This is a genomic window from Burkholderia sp. A2 (genome assembly GCF_001729305.1).
Lineage (GTDB): Bacteria > Pseudomonadota > Gammaproteobacteria > Burkholderiales > Burkholderiaceae > Burkholderia > Burkholderia sola.
In genome coordinates this window covers 25,595-46,196 of record NZ_LZXX01000090.1, presented here as the reverse complement: position 1 = coordinate 46,196, position 20,602 = coordinate 25,595, and the positions used below count along the sequence as shown (strand labels likewise).

18 protein-coding genes are annotated in these 20,602 nt (G+C 66.8%); 5 read left to right on the top strand and 13 right to left on the bottom strand.

Features of this window, described 5'->3' with window-relative positions; all coding sequences use genetic code 11:
• Positions 1 to 186: 186 nt before the first annotated feature.
• From A9Z05_RS12250 to A9Z05_RS12240, 3 genes are all read right to left on the bottom strand, one after another.
• The gene (locus A9Z05_RS12250; protein WP_069618322.1) at positions 187 to 552 is read right to left on the bottom strand and encodes a type II toxin-antitoxin system VapC family toxin; all 366 of its coding nucleotides are present in this window, start codon (positions 550 to 552) and stop codon (positions 187 to 189) included.
• Positions 546 to 764: a CopG family transcriptional regulator gene (locus A9Z05_RS12245; protein WP_069618321.1), complete on the bottom strand. Its 219-nt coding sequence runs from the start codon at positions 762 to 764 to the stop codon at positions 546 to 548. The genes A9Z05_RS12250 and A9Z05_RS12245 overlap by 7 nt, the downstream gene beginning before the upstream one ends.
• A 90-nt stretch (positions 765 to 854) precedes the next feature.
• Positions 855 to 1,751 carry a LysR substrate-binding domain-containing protein gene (locus A9Z05_RS12240; protein ID WP_069618320.1) on the bottom strand — a complete coding sequence of 299 codons (897 nt, stop codon included), beginning with the start codon at positions 1,749 to 1,751 and terminating at the stop codon, positions 855 to 857.
• A 178-nt stretch (positions 1,752 to 1,929) separates the two neighbouring features.
• On the opposite strand from A9Z05_RS12240, the gene A9Z05_RS12235 reads away from it, so the two are divergent.
• The 3 genes from A9Z05_RS12235 to A9Z05_RS12225 are packed head-to-tail and all read left to right on the top strand — an operon-like array spanning position 1,930 to position 4,897.
• Positions 1,930 to 3,096 (top strand): branched-chain amino acid ABC transporter substrate-binding protein, encoded by a 1,167-nt coding sequence (locus A9Z05_RS12235; RefSeq protein WP_069618319.1) that lies wholly within the window; start codon positions 1,930 to 1,932, stop codon positions 3,094 to 3,096.
• 30 nt (positions 3,097 to 3,126) lie between these two features.
• Complete coding sequence (locus A9Z05_RS12230; protein ID WP_069618318.1) at positions 3,127 to 3,648, top strand: L-2-amino-thiazoline-4-carboxylic acid hydrolase; 522 nt, start codon at positions 3,127 to 3,129, stop codon at positions 3,646 to 3,648.
• A complete protein-coding gene (locus A9Z05_RS12225) occupies positions 3,641 to 4,897 on the top strand; it encodes a Zn-dependent hydrolase (protein WP_069618317.1) in 1,257 nt (418 codons plus the stop codon). The genes A9Z05_RS12230 and A9Z05_RS12225 overlap by 8 nt, the downstream gene beginning before the upstream one ends.
• A gap of 36 nt (positions 4,898 to 4,933) precedes the next feature.
• On the opposite strand, the gene A9Z05_RS12220 is transcribed toward A9Z05_RS12225, so the two are convergent.
• The 7 genes from A9Z05_RS12220 to pgaA all read right to left on the bottom strand — a co-directional run bounded on the left by A9Z05_RS12220 (position 4,934) and on the right by pgaA (position 14,960).
• Complete coding sequence (locus A9Z05_RS12220; protein WP_069618316.1) at positions 4,934 to 5,770, bottom strand: cytochrome c; 837 nt, start codon at positions 5,768 to 5,770, stop codon at positions 4,934 to 4,936.
• Between the two features lie 276 nt (positions 5,771 to 6,046).
• Positions 6,047 to 7,312, bottom strand: coding sequence for a hypothetical protein (locus A9Z05_RS12215; protein WP_069618315.1), 1,266 nt, complete (start codon positions 7,310 to 7,312; stop codon positions 6,047 to 6,049).
• Positions 7,309 to 9,132 (bottom strand): glutamine--fructose-6-phosphate transaminase (isomerizing), encoded by a 1,824-nt coding sequence (glmS, locus tag A9Z05_RS12210; protein ID WP_069618314.1) that lies wholly within the window; start codon positions 9,130 to 9,132, stop codon positions 7,309 to 7,311. Before glmS ends, A9Z05_RS12215 begins: the two co-directional genes overlap by 4 nt.
• 119 nt (positions 9,133 to 9,251) lie before the next feature.
• Positions 9,252 to 9,740, bottom strand: a complete 489-nt coding sequence (locus A9Z05_RS12205) for a Biofilm PGA synthesis auxiliary protein PgaD (RefSeq protein WP_069618313.1) — start codon at positions 9,738 to 9,740, stop codon at positions 9,252 to 9,254.
• Complete coding sequence (pgaC, locus tag A9Z05_RS12200; RefSeq protein ID WP_069618312.1) at positions 9,718 to 10,989, bottom strand: poly-beta-1,6-N-acetyl-D-glucosamine synthase; 1,272 nt, start codon at positions 10,987 to 10,989, stop codon at positions 9,718 to 9,720. Before pgaC ends, A9Z05_RS12205 begins: the two co-directional genes overlap by 23 nt.
• On the bottom strand, positions 10,986 to 13,079 hold the full coding sequence (gene pgaB / locus A9Z05_RS12195; protein ID WP_069618648.1) for a poly-beta-1,6-N-acetyl-D-glucosamine N-deacetylase PgaB: 2,094 nt from the start codon (positions 13,077 to 13,079) through the stop codon (positions 10,986 to 10,988). The genes pgaC and pgaB overlap by 4 nt, the downstream gene beginning before the upstream one ends.
• An 18-nt stretch (positions 13,080 to 13,097) precedes the next feature.
• Positions 13,098 to 14,960 (bottom strand): poly-beta-1,6 N-acetyl-D-glucosamine export porin PgaA, encoded by a 1,863-nt coding sequence (pgaA, locus tag A9Z05_RS12190; RefSeq protein WP_256121965.1) that lies wholly within the window; start codon positions 14,958 to 14,960, stop codon positions 13,098 to 13,100.
• A gap of 172 nt (positions 14,961 to 15,132) precedes the next feature.
• On the opposite strand from pgaA, the gene A9Z05_RS37740 reads away from it, so the two are divergent.
• Entirely contained in the window at positions 15,133 to 15,462 is a 330-nt protein-coding gene (locus A9Z05_RS37740; RefSeq protein ID WP_256121964.1) for a hypothetical protein, read from the top strand.
• Positions 15,463 to 15,715: 253 nt separating this feature from the next.
• On the opposite strand, the gene A9Z05_RS12185 is transcribed toward A9Z05_RS37740, so the two are convergent.
• The 3 genes from A9Z05_RS12185 to A9Z05_RS12175 all read right to left on the bottom strand — a co-directional run bounded on the left by A9Z05_RS12185 (position 15,716) and on the right by A9Z05_RS12175 (position 18,579).
• A complete protein-coding gene (locus A9Z05_RS12185) occupies positions 15,716 to 16,474 on the bottom strand; it encodes a hypothetical protein (RefSeq protein ID WP_069618310.1) in 759 nt (252 codons plus the stop codon).
• A gap of 52 nt (positions 16,475 to 16,526) precedes the next feature.
• Positions 16,527 to 16,952 carry a hypothetical protein gene (locus A9Z05_RS12180; RefSeq protein ID WP_069618309.1) on the bottom strand — a complete coding sequence of 142 codons (426 nt, stop codon included), beginning with the start codon at positions 16,950 to 16,952 and terminating at the stop codon, positions 16,527 to 16,529.
• A 631-nt stretch (positions 16,953 to 17,583) separates the two neighbouring features.
• On the bottom strand, positions 17,584 to 18,579 hold the full coding sequence (locus tag A9Z05_RS12175; RefSeq protein WP_069618308.1) for a LysR substrate-binding domain-containing protein: 996 nt from the start codon (positions 18,577 to 18,579) through the stop codon (positions 17,584 to 17,586).
• A 582-nt stretch (positions 18,580 to 19,161) separates the two neighbouring features.
• Between A9Z05_RS12175 and A9Z05_RS12170 the strand changes: the two genes are divergently transcribed.
• The gene (locus A9Z05_RS12170; RefSeq protein WP_069618307.1) at positions 19,162 to 20,577 is read left to right on the top strand and encodes a circularly permuted type 2 ATP-grasp protein; all 1,416 of its coding nucleotides are present in this window, start codon (positions 19,162 to 19,164) and stop codon (positions 20,575 to 20,577) included.
• Positions 20,578 to 20,602 lie beyond the last annotated feature (25 nt).

Below are 20,602 nucleotides of genomic sequence, written 5' to 3'. Positions count from 1 at the left end.
GTATCCGGGTTCACCCTGAACTTGTGAAATTGCTTGTTTCAATCCGCGGCATCGGGATTTTCTATCTGCTTCCGTCCCTTGATTGGCGGGGGCGGGAGGAGGACGTTGACGTGGGTGGCGCCCGCTTGGCATGAGCGCGGGTCGGAGGGATGTGCTGGGAAGGCGTATGCGCTCGCGTACGCCGGCTTAGATCTGATACGGCACGCGAACGCCGGGTTCGGAGGGGGGAAAGTCCTTCGTGTTGCGCGATACGAGCAGCAGACCGTTCACTTGCGCCGATGCCCACACGATCGCGTCGGGCAGGCGTATGCGGCGGTCCTTGCGAATCGTCACGGCGCGATTCGCAACCGTGCTGTCGAGTGCGATGACATCGAACGACGAGAGCCATGCACGAATGGGTGCCTCGTCATTAGCGGACGTGCCGACGAGGACTTCCATCCACGAGATCATGCTGATTGCACGATAGTCGTAGCGGCCTAGCTCCGCACGGGCGGATTCCACGCCGCCCAGATAATCGATCAGGATGTTGGTGTCGAAAAGGGCTTTTACCATTCCGAGCGCAATTCCTCTTGATAGGCGAGCCCGTCGATCGTGCGATCTTTCCAGAGACCGAAGACGTCGTCGGCAAGCCGGTGCTTGTTCAGGGCAATGTAGGCGTCGATCGCGTCGCGAATGATGGCGGCGCGGGGACGGTGTTGAGTCTCGACGATGACGGCCAACTCGTCGAGTTGGCCATCCGACAGATCGACCAGAATCCGGCTCATGGCAACCTCCGATATATGATATGCATATCATATATGCCAAGTTGAAAGCACGCAAGGCTCCCGGCAGGACGACGCGTCTATGGGGCCCGCTCAAATCCCCGCCATCTTCCGCAACCACGCCGCCAGCCGCCGCGCCCCGTCCGGCATGTCCGCGTCCTCGCGCGTGCACAGGTAGTAGTCGCGCCCGTCGTCGAGCGCGTGATCGAACAGTTGCACGAGCTCGCCGTTCGCCAGTTCGCGCTGGACCAGCGGCGCGCGCAGCAACGCGGCGCCGAGATCCGCGCGGGCGGCGCTCAGCGTGAGCTGGCCGTCCTCGAACATCGGCCCCACCGCGTGCGACACGTGCCGCACGCCGGCGCCGTGCAGCCAGTTCACCCACGTGCTGCGATCCTCGTCGTGCACGAGCGGCGCGCGCGCGAGATCGGCCGGCGTGCGGAACGGCCCGTGACGCTTCAGGAACGACGGGCTGCACATCGGCACCATCGCGCCCGGCAGCAGCCGCTCGCAGCGATAGCCGGGCCAGTCGCCGGTGCCGAAGCGGATCGACAGATCCGACGCATCGCTTCGGTAGTTGCGGTGGTGCGCGTACAGCACCGTGACGTCGACGTCGGTGTTGTCGGCGAGGAACGCGTGAAGCCGCGGAATGAACCAGCCGATGCCGAGCAGCGGAATGAGGCTGACGGTGATCTGGCGCAGCGACGAACGGTCGCGCACGAAGCGCGTCGCGCTGCGCAACACCGAGAACGCCGCGCTGATCGAGCGGTAGTAGTCGCGTCCCTCGTCGGTGAGCGCGAGCAGCCGGCCTTCGCGTACCGTCAGCGGCGTCTGGATGAACGCCTCGAGCAGTTGCAGCTGATGGCTGACCGCCGACGGCGTGATGTCCAATTCGCCGGCCGCCGCGGTGACCGACCCGAGACGCGCAAACGCTTCGAACGCACGCACCGCGCGCAGCGGCGGATCGTGCGGCAATTGTTCGATATTTTTCATGTATCGAATTTTATAGAAAAGTCAGGGTAAGCAACAGAACAAAAATATTTCGTATTTACATGTAGATACGTTAATGTGTCGGGAACGGTATAAGCATCCAACAATTGGATATTTGGGGTTGGGATGTCGAATATTTAATATTTTTCATGTTTCAGATCCAACCGACCGATCCCCGCACATGAAAATCGCTTTCCTCTCCGTCAGCCTTGCCTTCTCGGCGGCCGCCCTGGTCGCCACCGTTCCCGCGTTCGCGCAGTCCGCGCCGCAGACCGTCCTGATCGGTCTCGCCGCGCCGCTCACCGGCCCGTCCGCGCGGATCGGCAAGGATCTGCAGAACGGCGCGCAACTCGCGATCGACGACGCGAACGCGAAGCATCCGACCATCGGCGGCAAGCCGGTCGTCTACAAGCTCGTCGCGGCCGACGACCAGTCCGACCCGCGTACGGCCGTCGCGGTCGCGCAGCAACTCGTCGACCAGCACGTGATCGGCGTCGTCGGTCACTGGAACACGGGCTGCAGCGTGCCGGCGTCGCGCGTGTACCGCGATGCGGGTATCCCGCAAATCGCGCCGGCGTCCACCGGCCATCAATACACGCAGCAGGGCTACGCGACGGCCTTTCGCATCATGGGTCACGACGATGCGGGCGGCCACTTCACCGGTGCGTACGCGGTGAAGACGCTGAAGGCGAAGCGCATCGCGGTGATCGACGATCGCACGTCGTTCGGCGCGGGGCTGGCCGACCAGTTCATCCAGGGCGTGCGGGCGAACGGCGGCGCGATCGTCGATCGCCAATACGTGAACGACAAGACCACCGACTTCAGCGGCGTGCTGACCGCGATCAAGGGCAAGCGCGCGGATCTCGTGTTCTTCGGCGGCCTCGACGCGCAGGCCGCGCCGATCGCGCGCCGGATGCGCCAGCTCGGCGTGAACGCGCCGCTGCTCGGTGCGGGCGGCTTCGTGAGCCAGACCTTCCTGTCGCTCGCGGGCAAGGACGGCGACGGCGTGACGGCGCTCGAGCCGGGCCTGCCGCTCGACCGGATGCCGGGCGGCAGCGCGTTCGACACGCAATACCAGGCTCGCTTTCACGCGCCGATCGAACTGCATGCGCCGTTCGCGTACGACGCGGCCGCCACGCTGATCGCGGCCGCGCAGAAGGCCGGCACGACTCAGCCGGCGAAGCTGGTCGCGGCCGTTCGTGCGATCGACCGGCCCGGCGTGACCGGGCGCATCGCGTTCGACGCCGAAGGCAACCTGAAGGACCCGGCTTTCACGATCTACCAGGTGCGCGGCGGCAAGTGGGCCGTCGTCGACGTGCTCGGCGGCTCGCGCACCGCGGCCAAGTAACGCCAAAACGACAAAACCAAGACGATTCCCATGACAGAAGCGAACCCGACATCCGCCGCACCCGAGGACACGCGCCTCGGAATCCTCGCGCGGCGCCGCATCGAGGCGGAAATCATCAAGCCGATCTACGAGATCATGAAGCGCGAGTTCGGCATCGAGCGCGCGCAGGCCGTGATCGCGGAAGCCGTGCGCGGCGCGGCCGTCGACGCGGGCCGTACGTTCGCCGCGCAGGAGCCGGACGGCACGAGCGTGAAGTCGTTCATCGCGCTGCAGGTGCTGTGGGAGAAGGACGATGCGCTCGACGTCGAGGTGCGGCGCGCGGACGACGCGCACTACGACTACGACGTGCATCGCTGCCGCTATGCGGAGATGTATCACGCGATGGGGCTCGGCGAGATCGGGCATCTGCTGAGTTGCGCGCGCGACAGCCATTTCATCCAGGGCTATGCGCCGGACATCGCGCTCACGCGCACGAGCACGATCATGCAGGGCGGCGAGCGCTGCGATTTCCGCTATGCGCTGCACGGCGCGCCGGAGAACGGCGATGCGTGACGCTACCGATACCGCGAGCGTGCCGCGCGTCGACGGCGACCGCCTGTGGGCGTCGCTCGAGCGGATGGCGCAGATCGGCGCGACGCCGAAGGGCGGCGTGTGCCGCCTCGCGCTGACCGATCTCGACCGCGAGTCGCGCGACCTGTTCGTGCAGTGGGCGCGCGACGCCGGCTGCACGGTGCGCATCGATCGGATGGGCAACGTGTTCGCGCGCCGCGCGGGTCGCCGTCCCGATGCCGCACCGGTCATGACGGGCTCGCACGCCGATTCGCAGCCGACCGGCGGCCGCTACGACGGCATCTACGGCGTGCTCGGCGGGCTCGAAGTCGTGCGCGCGCTGAACGACGCGGGCATCGAGACCGAGCGCCCGATCGACGTCGTGATCTGGACCAACGAGGAAGGTTCGCGCTTCGCGCCGGCGATGGTGTCGGCCGGCGTGTTCTCGGGCGTCTATACGCTCGAATACGGGCTGTCGCGCACCGACGGCGCGGGCCGGACGATCGGCGAGGAGCTCGAGCGGATCGGCTACGCGGGCACGGAGCCGGTCGGCGGCTATCCGGTGCACGCGGCGTATGAACTGCACATCGAGCAGGGCGCGATTCTCGAGCGGGCCGGCAAGACGATCGGCGTCGTGACCGCCGGGCAGGGGCAGCGCTGGTACGAGGTGACGCTCGCCGGCGTCGACGCGCACGCCGGTACGACACCGATGGCGTTCCGTCGCGACGCGCTGGTCGGCGCGGCGCGGATGATCTCGTTCATCGACGTGCTCGGCCGCCGTTACGCACCGGATGCGCGCGCAACGGTCGGGATGATCGAGGCCCGGCCGAATTCGCGCAACACGGTGCCGGGCGGCTGCTTCTTCACGGTCGAATTTCGTCACCCCGACGATGCGGTACTCGACGAACTGGACGCGGCGCTGCGAGCGGAACTCGCGCGCGTGGCCGACGAAGCCGGCCTCGGCGCGCAGGTCGAGCAGATCTTCACGTATGCGCCGGTGCCGTTCGCGCCGCGCTGCATCGACACGGTGCGTGACGCGGCGCGCTCGCTCGGGTTGTCGCACATGGACATCGTATCCGGCGCGGGCCATGACGCATGCTATGTCGCGCGGGTCGCGCCGACCGGCATGATCTTCGTGCCGTGCGTCGACGGGCTGAGCCACAACGAGGCCGAAGCGATTACCCCCGAATGGGCGACGGCCGGCGCCGACGTGCTGTTGCGCGCGGTGTTGCAGAGCGCACAGGAAGCGTAAGCGCGACGCGCGCGGCCGGGCAGCGGAGCACCCGCGTTACTTCGCTGCGTTGCGCCGCGCTCTATACGCGAGATACGCGACGATCTGGTCGAGTTCGCGGTCGCTCAGCTGATCGGGCGGAAACGCCGGCATGCTGCGGCCCGGCCAGTCGCGCACCGACGCCGGGTTGCGGATGTAGCGGCGCAGCGCGGCGGGCTGGAAGTAGTCGACCGGGTTCATCGGCGTGTTCAGGTCGGGGCCGGCGTGGCTGCTGCCCGCGCCGTCGATGCGATGACACGCGAGGCATTGCGTGACGAACAGCCGCTGGCCCGCGCGGGCCGGATCGTTCGCGGGCAATGCGGCATCGACCGCGAGCGACGGCCAGCGTGCGAGCGGCGACGATTCGATCGTGATGCGCACGATCTGGTACGGCCACTGCTCGCCGCGCACCGACGACGCGTCCGGCCCGAGCCAGACGAGATAGAACGGCCCCGCGCTGACTTGCTTGCCGGGCAGCTTCGGCCACGGACGGGCCGGATCCTCGATCGCGAGCCACGGGGTCGCGCCGGCCGGCGCGCGCCGGCGCACGAGATCGAGCGGCAATTGCGCGGCGAACCCGTCGGCCGCGCGCGTTTCGAGCACACCGTCGTCCGGCAGCGGCGTGTCGCCGAGCAGCGCGGCGAACGGCACCGCGCGGAACGTCATCGGCCGGCCGTATGCGATGTCGCGCGGCACGTGGATGTTGGCCGCATCGGCGCGCGCGAGCAGCGTCTGGCGGGTGACGGCGCGGGCCGTGCCGTCGGTGTCGAGTTCGAGCGTGGACTGGGCCGACGCGGGTCGCCCGAGCAGGCAAACCGTCAGCAGCACGAGCGAAAACCACTGGCGCTTCAGCATTCGTTCTCCGGGAAGGGGCGTTCCGGCGGCGGCAGGAGGCGGGACGCCGCGGCCGATGGAAGGAATCGGGCGACAGTCTATCCGGTACGGGCGGCGCTGGCGAATTCGGCACGGGAAAGGCGCGGCAGTTGTGGTCGGACAGGCGCGCCACAGCGGGCCCGACTGCCGAGTTGCCGAGGTGTTGCCGCCGCACCGTTCGGACGGCGGAAGACGAAGCGCACGGTGCGACGTGCGGCCCGCCCGTGTTCACGACGACATTGCGTTACCGGCCCGCCGTCAATGATTCGAACACGTTACTTCGTTCTTCGGCAGCGGCGTGTCCTGCTTCGGTTCGAAATCGGCTTCGCGCATTCCCGACGGCGTCAGCGACACGAAATGCATCGCCGTGCCGCACGCCGGGAAGCCGGCGACGCCGGTCGAGCCCCACGGAATCGGCGAACGCTGCACGCCGCTCACCGCGATGTCCGCCGGCGCGAGCGCGAGCGTCAGCAGCCGGCCGTCGCGGGTCGGCACGTACGCGTGCGTGCCGGAAACGCCGATGTCCGATTCGCGCACCGACGCGGGCAGGCAATCGAGCGTCGCCGTGCGGCGGCCGTCCGGTGCGATCAGCATCGCGACGCCGCGGTCGTCCGCCGTCGTCGTGACGACGACGAAACGGTCGATCTCCGGCACATAGGCGGCCGAATACACGTAGTACTGGATCGCGCCGTTCAGCGCCCCGAGTGTGTCCAGCTTCGCGGTGACCGGGTCGAACATCGCGTATTCGAGCGTCGCGTCCGTGCTGCCTTCGATGAATTTTTGCCACACCAGCAGCGCAGTGCGCGGCGAGCCCGCGATCACGGGCCACCATTCACGGCGGTGCGGCGCGACCGCGACATGGTTCAGCACGCGCCCGGCCGCGTCGTAGGTTTTCAGGTAGACGCCGTTGCCGCTGCCGAGGTTGTCGACCCCGCCGCCGTTGACCCAGTCGGCGGAATAGAACACGACGAAGCGGTCGCCGACCGTCGCGACGTGCCCCGAATGGCCGCCCGATTCGACGTCGTTCGGATAGGGCTTGATCGGCTTCAGGTCGCGGCGGTAGACGCCGTAGCGCTGGCTGACTTCCTGCGACGTGTTCCAGCCGTCCTCGAACGTGACGAAGATGTCGCCGCGCGCATTCTGCGCGATCGACACGGGTTCCTGCGCCTCGGGGCGGCTGATGAACGTGCGCACGCGCAGCGCGCGCCGCTTGTCGGGCAGCCATTCGCCGACGTACACGTCATGCGGCCAGTTGCCGCTGCGCAGCGCACCGCGCGGCACGATGCCCGAGCTGCTGAAGAATACCCAGCGTTTGCCGTCGCCGGCATCGGCCACGCCGATGCCGTGCATGAAGCGCCGCGGGTCGCCGGTGTCCCGCGGCGACGGGGCGCTCGACACGGTGACCGTGTGCACGGCCGGCGCGCCGGCGAGGGCCGGCGACGCCGCGCCGATGCCGCCCGCGCCGCAGAGCACGGTCGCCGCCAGCCGTGTGATCGCCTGTACCGGGCGCGTTCGCCGCCTCATTCGACGGTCACCGATTTCGCGAGGTTGCGCGGCTTGTCGACGTCGGCGCCGCGCGCGCAGCCGACGTGATACGCGAGCAGTTGCAGCGGGATCACGTTGACGATCGGCGACAGCAGATCGCCCGATTCGCGCACGCGGATCAGGTGCGTGTCGCGGTCGGCGTCGATCTCGAGCTGATTGCCGGCCAGCACGTAGAGCCGGCCGCCGCGCGCACGCACCTCGGCCATGTTGGACTTCAGCTTCTGGAACAGGCGGTCGTCCGGCGCGATCGTGACGACCGGCATCGCGCTCGTGACGAGCGCGAGCGGCCCGTGCTTCAGCTCGCCGGCCGCATAGCCTTCCGCGTGGATGTACGACACTTCCTTGAGCTTCAGCGCGCCTTCCAGCGCGATCGGGAAATGGATGCCGCGGCCGAGGAACAGCGCATTCTCGGTGCGCGCGAATTTCGCGGCCCAGCCCATGATCTGCGTTTCGAGCGCGAGCGCGTGGCCGATGCGGTCCGGCAGCGCGCGCAACTGCTTCAGGTGCGTCGCGACTTGCGCGGCATCGAGCCGGCCGCGCAGCTGCGCGAGCGTCAGCGTCAGCACGAACAGCGCGACGAGCTGCGTGGTGAATGCCTTGGTCGATGCGACGCCGAGCTCGATGCCGGCCCGCGTCAGGAACCGCAGCGGCGCGTTGCGCGCGATCGTGCTGGTCGCGACGTTGCAGATCGCCAACGACAGTTCCTGGCCCATCGCGCGTGCCTGTTCGATCGCGCCGATGGTGTCGGCTGTTTCGCCCGACTGCGAGATACCGACGACGAGCGTGCGCGGATCGGCCACCGTATCGCGGTAGCGGAATTCGCTGGCGATCTCGACCTGGGCGGGCACGCCCGCGATGCTTTCGAGCCAGTATTTCGCGGTCAGGCCCGCGTAGTAGCTGGTGCCGCAGCCGAGCAGCAACACGCTTTTCACCCGCGACAGCAGCGCGCGCGTGTTTTCCGTCGTGTCGAACAGCGACGGCGAGATCGTGTCGATGCCGGCGAGCGTGCTGTCGATCGCCTTCGGCTGCTCGAAGATTTCCTTCTGCATGAAGTGCTGGTACGGGCCGAGCGCGGCGTCGTCCGCGCGCGCCTTCACTTCGCACAACGGGCGCCGTGCGTCCTGCCCGCCCGCATCGACCACGGCGATGCGCTCCGGCGTGATCAGCGCGACGTCGCCGTCTTCCAGGTACACGAAGCGGTCGGTCAGGTCGCCGAGCGCCGCGCAGTCGGACGCGAGGTAGTTCTGCTCGGCGCCGATGCCGATCACGAGCGGCGAGCCGGCGCGCGCGGCGACGAGACGCTGCGGCTCGCGCGCGCCGAGTACCGCGATCGCGTATGCGCCGTGCAGCCGCTTGACGGCGCGCACCACCGCGTCGAACAGGTCGTCGCGATAGAGGCTGTGGATCAGGTGCGCGATGACCTCGGTGTCGGTCTGCCCGCGAAACGTGTAGCCGCGTTGCTTCAGTTCGGCGCGCAGCGTGTCGTGGTTCTCGATGATCCCGTTGTGCACGACGGCGATGGTGTCGCCCGACATGATCGGGTGCGCATTCATTTCAGACGGCGCGCCGTGCGTCGCCCAGCGCGTATGCGCGATGCAGGTCTGTGCTTCGAGACCGAGCGTCAGCACGCGATCCTGCAGGTCCGTCACGCGTCGCAGCGTGCGTTCGCTGCGCAGGCGGCCGTCGCCCTGCACGGCGATGCCGCACGAATCGTAGCCGCGATATTCGAGCCGGCTCAGCGCATTGACCAGTTGCGGCACCTGATTGTTCAGGCCGCTTGCTCCGACGATTCCGCACATGATTCACCTCGTCTCCATGAAGTTTTCCGGCTGGCGCGCGACGCGCGCCAGCGCGATGTCAGAAGCGGTGCCGCGTCGCGCGGCAGGCGTCGCGCCCGGCGCGGCACGTCTCCGGCCGGCTATTCGCGGGGCTGCGGCTCGGCATGGGCGACCCATTCGATGCCCGAAATCGATCCGTTCGCATCGTGCGACGCGACGAGAATGCGCGTCGTGCGCCGCGCGCCGCGCCGGCGCTCGCTCGCGAACGCGGTCGGTGGCACCGAGCGCACCTTCACGCTGGCCGAGCGCCGCATCATCTTCGATACGCGCAACCGGTACGCGAACGGATGCACGACGCGTCCCGCGATCAGCCACATGACGATCGTGCCGGCAATCAGCGCGATGCTCGTCACATAGAACACGATCTGTTCGATCGGCATCTCGGCCTCGTTGAACGGCAACAGGTAGCGATACGTGTAGATGCAGATCGATGCCCATACGCCCCCGACCAGCGCGGGCCGCACGAGACGGAACCACGCGACGAGCACGGGCCCGACGATGCTGCCGCGTTCGGCGATCATGTCGCGCGGTGCGCGCAGGGAGAGGTCAATAATCGGCGCGTTCTTCATGTTGAATGCCTCGGTCGGGACTGACCCAAACGGCGCGCTTGCCGCGGCCCCGCAGTACGACGGCGGGCAGGGCGACGACGGTGGTGATCATGCTGATCAGCCAGAACGCGACGGGGTACCAGATGGTGTCAAGGAAGTACATCAGGAGTTTTTCGTCGTAACGACGATCGATCATGCTGCCGACGATCAACTGCAGGATGCAGGTCGCGACCAGCAGCATCCCGTGCCAGTGCGGCACCACGGACACATGCCAGTTCGGCGGAAGCGGGTAGACGACGTCGATCAGCGCGAGCAGCAGGATGAACGACATCGAGTACGCCCATGCGATGCCGATCAGGTACTCCGCGAACAGCGGCCACATCATCATCTGCGTCGGCCGCATCAGCGTGCCGGCGTACTTCAGCAGTACCTGGATGCCGCCCTTCGACCAGCGCAGCCGCTGCCGGTAGAGCCCCGTGATCGTCTCGGGCATCAGGATCCAGCTGAGCGCGTGCGGCTCGTACACGACGCGCCAGTCGCGGCACTGCAGCTTCCAGCTGATGTCGATGTCCTCGGTCAGCATGTCCGAGCTCCAGTAGCCGACGTCGGCGAGCGCGGTCTTGCGGAACATCGTGATCACGCCCGACACCGTGAAGATGCGGCCGTACACCTGCTGCGTGCGCTTGATCAGCCCGACGATCGACGAGAATTCGCCGACCTGCATGCGGCCGAGCAGCGACGTGCGCGTGCGGATGCGCGGGTTGCCGGTCACCGCACCGACACCCGGGTCGGTCAGGAAGTGCTCGAGCATCCAGCCGATCGCATCGTGCGCGAGCAGCGCGTCGCCGTCGATGCACAGCAGGTACTCCGCGTTGGATACCGCGGCCGCGGTCGTGAGCCCGACCGCCTTGCCTTCGTTGCGCGCGTGATGGATCACGAGCAGCCGCGGGATCTCGACGGCCAGCTCGTTGAGGATCTCACCGGTGCGATCCTTGCTGCCGTCGTTGACCGCGATGATGTCGTAGTTCGGATACTGCATCCCGTTCAGATGGGCGATCACGCTGCGCGCGTTCGCGGCTTCGTTGAAGCACGGCACGACGATCGAGACTTTCGGGATGCCGCTCGACGCGATCGTGCGCGTCGACAGCTCGCGGCCTTCCTCGAGCAGGAAGTAGTGCACGACGCCGCCGATCATCCACAGATACGACATGAAGAACGGATAGTAGAAGACGAAATCCTGCAGGCGCTGGATGAGGCTATGGGAGGTCATGGCGTCTTGGTTCCCTGCGCGTGCTGCATCTGCATCAGCGCGTTGATCGAGGTCGGGTCGAGGCGCGACTTCAGCGACATCACGTCGCGCATCGCGTCGAGCTCCGGCTGGCCGTTCAGGAAGTTGTCGGGGTAGTAGCCGAAATTCACGGCGCCTTCGCTGCGCAGCCGCCGCATCTGCGCGAGCAGCGTGCTGGCGGGCACGTCCTTGTGCGCGTGCCAGTCGTACGACTGCAGTTCGAACACGGTGCGCTGCAGCCCGCGCTGCTTCGTGCGCACCGCCTTCACGAGCTGGTCCAGCCAGCCTTCCGGGTCCTTCGCCTGCTCCATGTACGGCATCGCCATCAGCGCGACGTAGTCGTAGGCGGCGAGGAAATCGTCGTAGTTCTGCGCATACCACGCCTCCGATTCGGGCTTGAGCACCGGCATCGCGAAGATGTTGCGCGCGGTCAGCACGTCGCCGACGTTCTGGTGGGCCAGCACGATCTGCTCGAGCTGCCGGGTCATGTCGATCAGGTGGCGCGTCTTCTGGCGCGTCCAGCGCTTCATCAGGTCGGGGTTCTCGCGGATCTTGCCGACGTCGGCCGGCAGCCCCCATTGCGAATAGGTGCGCAGCGCATGCCGGCCCGCGTCTTCGTAATCGTCGAGCGCCGCGTCGTCGCCGAACAGGATGCCGCTGAACGACGCGTGCTTGCTGAGATCCTCGTAGATCTGCTGGATCATCAGCCGCGCATCGGGATCGAACGGGCTCAGCCGGAACACGCGCGTGCCGTTCTCGCGGGCCGGCGCGCCGCCGAACGCGCTCACGGCCTCGAGGCCGCGCTGCTTGTCGGCCGGCGGCCGGAACGCGAGCACCGGCATCCATGCATACACCTGCACGTTGGCGCGCGTATTGAGTTGCCATGCGGCGCGCGAGAACAGGTCGGAACGCATCGGCAGGTGCCGGTTCGGGAAATACACCGCTTCGGCCACGCCGGTGCCCTTCGGGTCCGCATACGCCTGCAGGTACACCGATTTCGGCTGCATCCGGTAGATGCGCTCGATCAGCTTGCCGAGATTCGCTTCCTGCCGCGCGGGATCGGGATCGTAGACCTGGTCGAGGTCGACCTGCACGGTGCGCTCGGGCACGTCGACGTCGCCGCGGTTCGACGCCGGTTCGCGCATCGAGCGTTCGAATCCGCCGATGTCGACGTCGTACATCATCAGGATCCGTCTCAGCCGGTCGAGCGGCACGTCCGGCGTATTCGGGCCGGCGTCGAGGCTGAACTGGACGTCCATGCCGAGCGACGTCGAGATCTGGCGCACGGGCTGGTTTTCCGCGCCGTACGGCCACACCATCGAGCGTGCGACGATGCCGGTGCGTTCGCGGATCTGCCGTACGCACGTCTGCAGGTCGTCGTGCACGCGTGCGTGGAACTCGGCGTCGGTCTCATAGCGTTTCTGGTCTTGCAGGTAGAGATGCGACGTGGTCGCCGGCAACTCGTTGCCTTGCGGATTCGCGATCGCGCCGTGATGGAGGTTGTGCGTGTGGCAGCCGAGCTCGACGAATTCCGACTGCCCGAGCTTCTTCACCTCGTCCCACGACAGGAAGTAGTCGCGCGGCACCTGAACCTTGTCGCTGATGCGGATCGGCGTATCCGGCGGGGTGTCGATCCATGCGGTGACGAGACCCATCACGGCCGGATACTTGAAGCGCTCCAGCAGCGGCAGCACTTTCGTATAGTGGCTGCGGAAGCCGTCGTCGAACGTGAGCAGCACCGAGCGCGGCGGCAGCGGCTTGCCGCCGTGCCGCGACGCCTCGATCTGCTTGACCGTGATGGTGTGGTAGTTGTTGGTCTGCAACCACGAGAAGATCGCGGTGAGCGTGCCGGTGTCGACCGCGAACGGATCGACCACCGCCGTCGGCGACGAAAACGACGCCATCAGGTTGTCGCGCACGTCGTGCATGCAGATCACGCGAAACGTCTTGCCGTCGGCCGGATCGGACGGCGGCAGCAGATCGATCATCTTGGCGCCGGTCACGCCCGGGAACAGCGAACAGGCGGCAAACGTGCCGAGGCATCCGCACATGAAGGTCCGTCTGGATTGCAGCATTGCCCGATCTCCTTGCTAGAACGGCAGGTTGAGCGACAGGAAGCCGGTTTCGGAGCGCTCGCGCTGGCCGTCGTATGCGTGACTGCTGACCTCGACGCCGTAGCTCAGCGTGATGTCGTGCTTGAACGTCCACGCATGCTCGAGGCGCGCGCTCCACAGCGGGCTGGTGCCGAAGCCGCGCTCGTTGTACACGCCGCCCGACACCGACACGCGCTGTTGCAGCCCCATGTCGCCTTTCTTCCACAGCGTCAACTGATGCATCACGGTCGCGGCGGCCGCGTAGTCGCGACCGGGGCTGAAGTAGGGTGCGTCCCGGCGCGTGTTGCTGTCGGTACCGAGATTCAGCGAGACGTTGACGAGCTGGTTCGCGGCCGTGTACACGCGCTGCGTGGCGGTCGCCGCGATCTCCTGGTGGAAGTTCGAATCGCTGTAGCGGCTCACGCCGTAGCTCAGCCTGACCTGGCGTCGGTCGTTCTGGCGATACACGACCTCGACGTTCGCGGAGCGGCCCCAGATGTGCGCGGCATATGCCTTCCACGGCAGCGAGTTGTCGTTGGTGTCGAGCCCCGCGCTGACCGTCCAGTAATCGTTCAGCGCGTACGCGATCGTCCCGCGGCCGCCGGTTCGGCCGTCCCCGCCCATCGAGCGTGTGACTTCGCCCAGCACCGTGAGCGGCCCGTGCCGGTAGTCGCCGCCGATGCCCGTGCGCGTGCGGCTGAGGTTGCCGTCGTCGGTCTGCGCGAAACCGTAGAACGTGTGCGAAAACACGCGCCAGTTGTCGCCGAACGGTTGCGAATACACATAGCTGTCCGACGTGAAGCTGTTGTTGGCCAGTGCGCTGTTGCCGTGCTCGAAGCTGAGGTCGGTCGTGAACACCGGGCTGCGGTACGCGTTGTAGTCGCGCTTGAAGCCGCGCACGGCGCCGCTGTCCGGGAACGTCGTGCCGAGGGTCTGGTCGACGGTCTTCGCGGTCGCGTAGTCGTCCGCCACGAGCGATGCGCGGCCGAGGCCCGCGAGCATTTCGACGCTGTCCGGGTGATCGGTCAGCGACGCGCGATACATCGAGATCGCCTGGCGCGGATGCGACTGGCCCGACACGGCGTCGGCGTGCGCGGCGCGGATCTCCGCGTTGAACGGCACCTGCTTCTCGAGTTCTTCGAGCGCGGCGATCCCCTGGTCGACATGCCCCGTGAAGATCAGGTATTGCGCACGCAGCCGGTAGTAGCGCAGGTAGTCGCTTTCTCCCGGACCGACGTTGGTCACCTGCTTGGCCGGCGGCAGCGACTTCTCCATGTCGTCGAGCACCTGCTTCGCTTGCGGCGCGCGTGCCTGGTCGACGTACGACCAGAACAGCCCCTCCTGCAGCTCGATCGGACGCGTGCGCGCGCCGTACTGGAAGCCGCGGGTCGCGCGGTCCGTCGGCGACGCGGTCGCCTGCTGCAGCGCACGCGCGTAGACGGCGTTCGCCTTGGTCGGCTCGCTCAGGTACAGGTAGGCGTCGCCGACGGCCGCCAGCGCGTCGATCGAGATCTCCGCGTTCGACGGAATCGTCTCGAACGTTGCCACGGCCGGCTTCATGTCGCCGCGTGCCGCAAGGGCGACGACCCGATCGCCCGCGAGCGCCGTGCGGACCGGCGTGTACTCGGGTGTGGCCGGCATCCGCTTGTCGAGGTCGTCGGCCGCGCGCAGCGCGTTGTCGAGCCCGTCGAAGCGGTCCGAACTCGTCATCGAACGAGATTTGTCGCGTCCGCCGCGCACCTGCTGGCGAATCGACAGTTCTTCGAGTTGCGCGATGTCGACGGCGGAGAACGCATCGGGCCGGGCCTTCGCTTCGTCGAGCGCCTTGACCGCGCCGCCGCTCGCCGCGAGGCCGAACACGTCGTTGCGTACCGTCGCGACGTCGGCTGTGCGCAGATTCGGCGCTTGCGCATTCGGCGTCTCTACGTCGGGCCCTTGCGATCGCTGGATCGGCTCGCCGGGGAGCTGCGCGCCGGGTGACTGTGAATTCGGTTGCCGGGACGACGGTGGTTCGGCGCCGGATGGCTGCGTCATGGGCGTGGGCGAATTCGGCATCGGCGTGCCGGACGCCTGCGCGGTGAGTGTCGGCGTAGGCGGCGGTGTGGGCGGTGCGGTGGTCTCGGTTTGGGCGGGCGGCTGCGGTGCATCCGGCGTCCGCGCGCGCGGCGCCGACGTATCCGGCGGCGCGGTGTCGAATGCCTGCGCAAGCAGCATCGGCGCATTCGACGATGGCGCGCTCGGCTGCGGCGCGTCGGGGTCCACCATGACCGTGGTCGGCATCGCCGGGTTCGATCCCGGGGCAGATTCCTGCGCGATCTGCATCGACGCATCCGACGCCTGCGCGATCGGCGTCGGCGCTTGAGGGGGCTGCGCACCGTAACCCTGGGCGACCTGCGGCTCCGCGTCGCCTTCGGCGGCAAGGCCCGGGCCGGACGCGACGAGCAGGCACAGCAGCGGCGCATGCAGGAGGATCCGCCGGCTCGGCGGAACGACGGTGGTGCATTGTTGTTGACGATTGTTAGCCACGGTGTCTCCTCACTTTGAAACGTTCACCTCGGTTGCACGCCCGACGGCGTGCATCGCCGGGCGGCGAGGCCCGGCGGCATTCGCCTGGTTCACAGGCGATTGCGGATCGCTTGTCCAAGCAGCGCGCGCGATTCGCTGTTCTTCGGGTCGATGGCGAGCGCACGACTCGCGTTTTGCTCCACACAGCTCCATTCGTCGATCTGTGCGCACCAGCGTGCCTTGGCCAGCGCGCGGGCGCTTTCCAGCTCATCGTGCGTGACGCTGGTCGCTTCCATGTGCGACGTGCCGGCGAAATACGATTGCGGTTGCTGTTTCGGCACGGGGTCGGGGCGTTTTCTCGTGCGCGCCAGCGCCTGCGAACGGGACGTCCGGTGCGCGTCGCCGGGGCGCGCCGTGCGCCTGGCGGTCGACACGGCGTGCGGCTCGGCCGCGAGCCTTGTCGCCGGTACATGCGCGGGGCGCGTGGGTTTCACGTCGGACCGGGCCGTCGTTTGCGGCGATACGGGCGGTTCGGCTGCGGCCGACAGCGCCGGCGTCGCCGAGGCAGACGGCGGAACCGGCCCGGCCTGCGCGACCGTCGCCGTCGCGCCGGCGGGCGCTGCGGCGCCGGACGCGCTGCCGGTTGCCGCCACGATGAACTCGCGGTACTTGCCGGCGGCGTTTTCGATCACGCCGGCGATATCGTGCGTCACGCTCGCATGGCCGATCCTCGCGTCTCGCTCGACATACGCGAAGGCGCCGAAGATCGCGGCAAATGCGGCGACGCTGAGCGCCGCATTCTTTCCCGGACCCCACGAGGGTTTCGGCTCACGGGCGGGCGAGTCGTCCGGTCGTTCTGCACGAGGCATTCAAGGCTCCTTGATTCGATACGTTCGACGAATGACGCGATCGGCGCGACCGTCACCATCGCAACTGCGTCGTGAGCGTGCCCGTCTCGACAATCGCGAACTGGGTTGCTCCCTGATAAGTTCCTTCGACCCGGTAGCTCGCATCCGGCACGCTGAACAGGCAGCGCGACCCCGATGCATTGAATTCGACGAGCACGCGCCCGTGCCGGCGCAGGCGCACCTGCACGTTGGAGAGCGGCTGTCCGGTGCTCCCCGCCACGAACGACACGCCCAGGTTGTACGGGCGTCCGTCAGGCGGAAGCGGCGCGGTACCGTCGATCCGCGCGTCACCGCAGATATACGAAATCACGTACCGGTTCGCCCCCGGCCCGGACGCCGGCGACGGGGCCGCCGGTGTCTGCGCCATGGCGTTCATGCACAGCGTGGAGATGGCGACGCACAGGAAAGGGCGAGCACGCTGTCGAAGCGAAGGTGACATTGCAATCTCCCATCCGGAACCAATGACACGCATCGATTCCTGTCTAATTTGCCAACGTTCTTTTTGCGACACGCTATTGATACACGATGGTTTTTGAACCAACAACCGCGTGTGGCCCGAATGGGACGAGGTGAAAGATCCTATCTAAACAGGATAAAGAAGGATTGGTGAGGATTTATTAATACTGAATAAAGGCGATATTGCCGAACATGAAAATTGCTCGCCGGTAGCGATGATCGAGCACGCTTTGAATCATGTCGGAGGTATCGACTGTGGTACCGAAAAATAACGACTGATAAAAGACAGTATTGCGCGTGTGTTCAGGCCGGATCGATGAAGGTCAGGGTACAGGCCGCGAATTGCGAAATGAGGGTGCGACGTTTTTGATGATTGCGGCGGTTACAGGTAAATGGAAACTTGTGTAACAAGGTATTTCTGTCTGGAAACTCGGGCTGAATATTCTTACTTAATACGGAAAACAGTAAAAAATACGACATGAAACGCAAACGTTTGCGTTTTTATCGAGATCGCTTGCAAGTCGGCAAGGGTTTTATGGAGTCCGGCGGGATTATCGATTTCTATCGAAACAACGCGCATTCGCGCCGCGGACGTTCACGGCGCGAATGCGCGGTCAGCGGCTGCCGCCTGCGCTTCGCCGCGCGCTGCGCATCGCCGGCGCGACCGCCTCTTCGGTGCCGATCGCGCCGTCGAGCGCCGTGCGCGGCCGGTTCATGATATAGGCCCACAGCTGTTCGGCCGCGAGCCCGCGCTTGCGCGCCGATCGATACAGGCGGATTTCGAGCTCGGTGATCCAGTCGCCGGTGCCCGCGCACACGAGCGTGCCGTCCGCGAGCTCCTTCGCGACACAGCTTTCAGGAAGCCAGCCGATGCCGTGCCCGGCCACGACCATCCCTTTCAGCGCCTCGGACATGTGCGTCTCGAAACACCGGTGCAGCACGTACGGCTCGGTCGCGTTCAGCAGCAGCATCTCGACGATGTTGCCGAGAAACGCGCCCGACGAATACGCGAGCAGCGGCAGCGGCGCATCGGGCGTGCCGGGCAACTGGAACACCGGCTTGCCGCGCGCGTCGGGCGACGACACCGGCAGGATTCGCTCGACGCCGAGGCTGACGAACGGGAAATGGTTCGGATCGAGCACGATCGGCAGTTGCGGGTGGTGATAGCCGAGCAGCAGGTCGCATTCGCCTTCGACCAGTTGCTGCACGCCCTCCGGCACGTTCACCGCATTGACGCGGGCGGTCACGTGGCCGACCTCGCTATTGAGCTGCTTGAGCCATTCGGGAAACAGCGTGAAGACGAGCGTGTGCGCGACGGCGAAGCGCACGACCTGGTCGCTCGCCGCGAACTGGTCGTAGCCGTTCACGAGATTGCGCGCCGCATACATGCTGCGCAGGATGTCCGCGGCGAGCCCGCGGAACATCTGGCCGGCGGGCGTCAGCGCGACCGGATTGATGCTCCGGTCGACCAGCTTCGCGTCCATCCAGGTTTCGAGGGCGGCGATTCGTCTGCTGAACGCCGACTGCGTCAGGTGCCGGTGACGCGCGGCCCGGGAAAAACTCTTGGTATCCGCCAGGCTCAGGAAATCTTCCAGCCACTTTGCTTCCATTTCGATCTTCGCTTTTTATAGTCGGGCGCCTGAAAGGCGGCGCCGTCTGCTGCACCAACGTTCTAGCGTACCGCGCATCGCGCCGGTCGGGCCGATGTTTTTTTTCGATCGGTGTCAGTCGAAATATGCATGGGCGTTGTCGGCGGGATTACGGCTGCATAGCGTTGAGGGGCCGGACCGGTTAACCGGACGGTTCACCGCGTCGGACCGTCCCGGCCGCCCGGACGGCGCTTCCCCAGGGTCGGCTGCGCCGTGTGCGTGCCGGCCCACCCGTTCACGGCCGTGCCGGGGGCCCGGCTCGCCGTTTTTGGTGCAGTGCAGATTGCACATTCGTGACACGCGGGGGAACTATGTTCGTCGGACGCGGCGCAGCATCGGCCGTGCGCGCTCGCGGCGCACCGCAAGCGGCCGTCGCGTCCGGTGTTGCACCGTTATGGTGCGCGATGCCGCGCAGGCGTGCCTGGGCGGCGCAAAACAGGGGGATATCGAAGGGATCGAGCAAGGCACGTTCCTTGCAAAGCATTCAGTACGCCGGTCCGGCATGCGCAATGCCGGGGAAAACGATCGATGGAGAGAAGATCGATGAAGCCATTCGATGAAATGCTGCAATCCGGCGACATGGTGAGGGCGCCTTACGCGCGCCTGAAGCAATGGCTCGACACGCAGGATCCTGCGAGCCTCGCCCAGAAGGCCCACGATGCGGAAGGCGTGTTCCGCAAGACAGGCATCACGTTCGCCGTCTACGGCGACGCGGAGGCCGCCGAGCGGCTGATTCCGTTCGACATTGTCCCGCGCATCATCTCGGGGGCGGAATGGAGCCGGCTGTCGCTCGGCATCGAGCAGCGCGTGATGGCGCTGAACGCGTTCCTCGACGACATCTACCACCGCCAGGAAATCGTGCGCGCGGGCATCGTGCCGAAGCACCTGATCGCGCACAACGAGGCGTTCATCCCCGAGATGATCGACTTCCGGCCGCCCGGCAACGTTTACACGCACATCATCGGCGTCGACATCGTGCGTACCGGCGAGAACGCGTTCTACGTGCTGGAGGACAACGCGCGCACGCCGTCCGGCGTGTCGTACATGCTGGAAAACCGCGAGACGATGATGCAGCTCTTCCCCGAGCTGTTCCAGCAGGTGAAGGTGCGTCCGGTCGAAACCTATCCGCAGATGCTGCGCCAGTCGCTCGCGGCCGTGTGCCCGCCGGGCGGCAACGCCGACAATCCGACCATCGCGGTGCTCACGCCCGGCATCCACAATTCCGCGTACTACGAGCATTCGTTCCTCGCCGATCAAATGGGCGTGCACCTCGTCGAGGGCAGCGACCTGCAGGTGATCGACGGCCGCGTCGCGATGCGCACGACCGAAGGCTTCCAGCCGATCGACGTGCTGTACCGCCGCGTCGACGACGCGTTCCTCGATCCGCTCACGTTCCGCCCGGATTCGGTGCTCGGCGTGGCCGGCATCATGGACGTGTACCGCGCGGGCAACATCACGATCGCGAATGCGCCCGGCACCGGCATCGCCGACGACAAGGCGATCTACTCGTACATGCCGGAGATCGTCGAGTTCTATACCGGCCGCAAGGCGCTGCTGGAAAACGTGCCGACCTGGCGCTGCGGCGAGGCCGACAGCCTCAAGTACGTGCTCGCGCATCTCGACGAACTGGTCGTGAAGGAGGTGCACGGCTCGGGCGGCTACGGGATGCTGGTCGGCCCGTGCGCGTCGAAGGCCGAACTCGACGCGTTTTCCGCGAAGCTGCGCGCCCGTCCCGCGAACTACATCGCGCAACCGACGCTCGCGCTGTCCACGACGCCGATCCTGACCGACGCCGGCCTCGCGCCGCGCCACGTCGACCTGCGGCCGTTCGTGCTGGTGTCGGACCGGATCCGCATCACGCCGGGCGGGCTCACGCGCGTCGCGCTGCAGGAAGGATCGCTCGTCGTCAACTCGAGCCAGGGCGGCGGCACCAAGGACACCTGGGTGCTGGCCGACTGAGCCGGGCACGACCGCGCGCGCCGGA

Coding starts and splice junctions, on each gene's coding strand:
- A9Z05_RS12245 (WP_069618321.1), bottom strand. CDS start 764: ATGAGCCGGATTCTGGTCGATCTGTCGGATGGCCAACTCGACGAGTTG.
- A9Z05_RS37740 (WP_256121964.1), top strand. CDS start 15,133: ATGGGCGTGGGCGAATTCGGCATCGGCGTGCCGGACGCCTGCGCGGTG.
- A9Z05_RS12175 (WP_069618308.1), bottom strand. CDS start 18,579: ATGGAAGCAAAGTGGCTGGAAGATTTCCTGAGCCTGGCGGATACCAAG.
- A9Z05_RS12250 (WP_069618322.1), bottom strand. CDS start 552: ATGGTAAAAGCCCTTTTCGACACCAACATCCTGATCGATTATCTGGGC.
- A9Z05_RS12170 (WP_069618307.1), top strand. CDS start 19,162: ATGAAGCCATTCGATGAAATGCTGCAATCCGGCGACATGGTGAGGGCG.
- glmS (WP_069618314.1), bottom strand. CDS start 9,132: ATGTGCGGAATCGTCGGAGCAAGCGGCCTGAACAATCAGGTGCCGCAA.
- A9Z05_RS12220 (WP_069618316.1), bottom strand. CDS start 5,770: ATGCTGAAGCGCCAGTGGTTTTCGCTCGTGCTGCTGACGGTTTGCCTG.
- A9Z05_RS12230 (WP_069618318.1), top strand. CDS start 3,127: ATGACAGAAGCGAACCCGACATCCGCCGCACCCGAGGACACGCGCCTC.
- A9Z05_RS12240 (WP_069618320.1), bottom strand. CDS start 1,751: ATGAAAAATATCGAACAATTGCCGCACGATCCGCCGCTGCGCGCGGTG.
- A9Z05_RS12180 (WP_069618309.1), bottom strand. CDS start 16,952: ATGTCACCTTCGCTTCGACAGCGTGCTCGCCCTTTCCTGTGCGTCGCC.
- A9Z05_RS12205 (WP_069618313.1), bottom strand. CDS start 9,740: ATGAAGAACGCGCCGATTATTGACCTCTCCCTGCGCGCACCGCGCGAC.
- A9Z05_RS12215 (WP_069618315.1), bottom strand. CDS start 7,312: ATGAGGCGGCGAACGCGCCCGGTACAGGCGATCACACGGCTGGCGGCG.
- pgaC (WP_069618312.1), bottom strand. CDS start 10,989: ATGACCTCCCATAGCCTCATCCAGCGCCTGCAGGATTTCGTCTTCTAC.
- A9Z05_RS12185 (WP_069618310.1), bottom strand. CDS start 16,474: ATGCCTCGTGCAGAACGACCGGACGACTCGCCCGCCCGTGAGCCGAAA.
- A9Z05_RS12235 (WP_069618319.1), top strand. CDS start 1,930: ATGAAAATCGCTTTCCTCTCCGTCAGCCTTGCCTTCTCGGCGGCCGCC.
- A9Z05_RS12225 (WP_069618317.1), top strand. CDS start 3,641: ATGCGTGACGCTACCGATACCGCGAGCGTGCCGCGCGTCGACGGCGAC.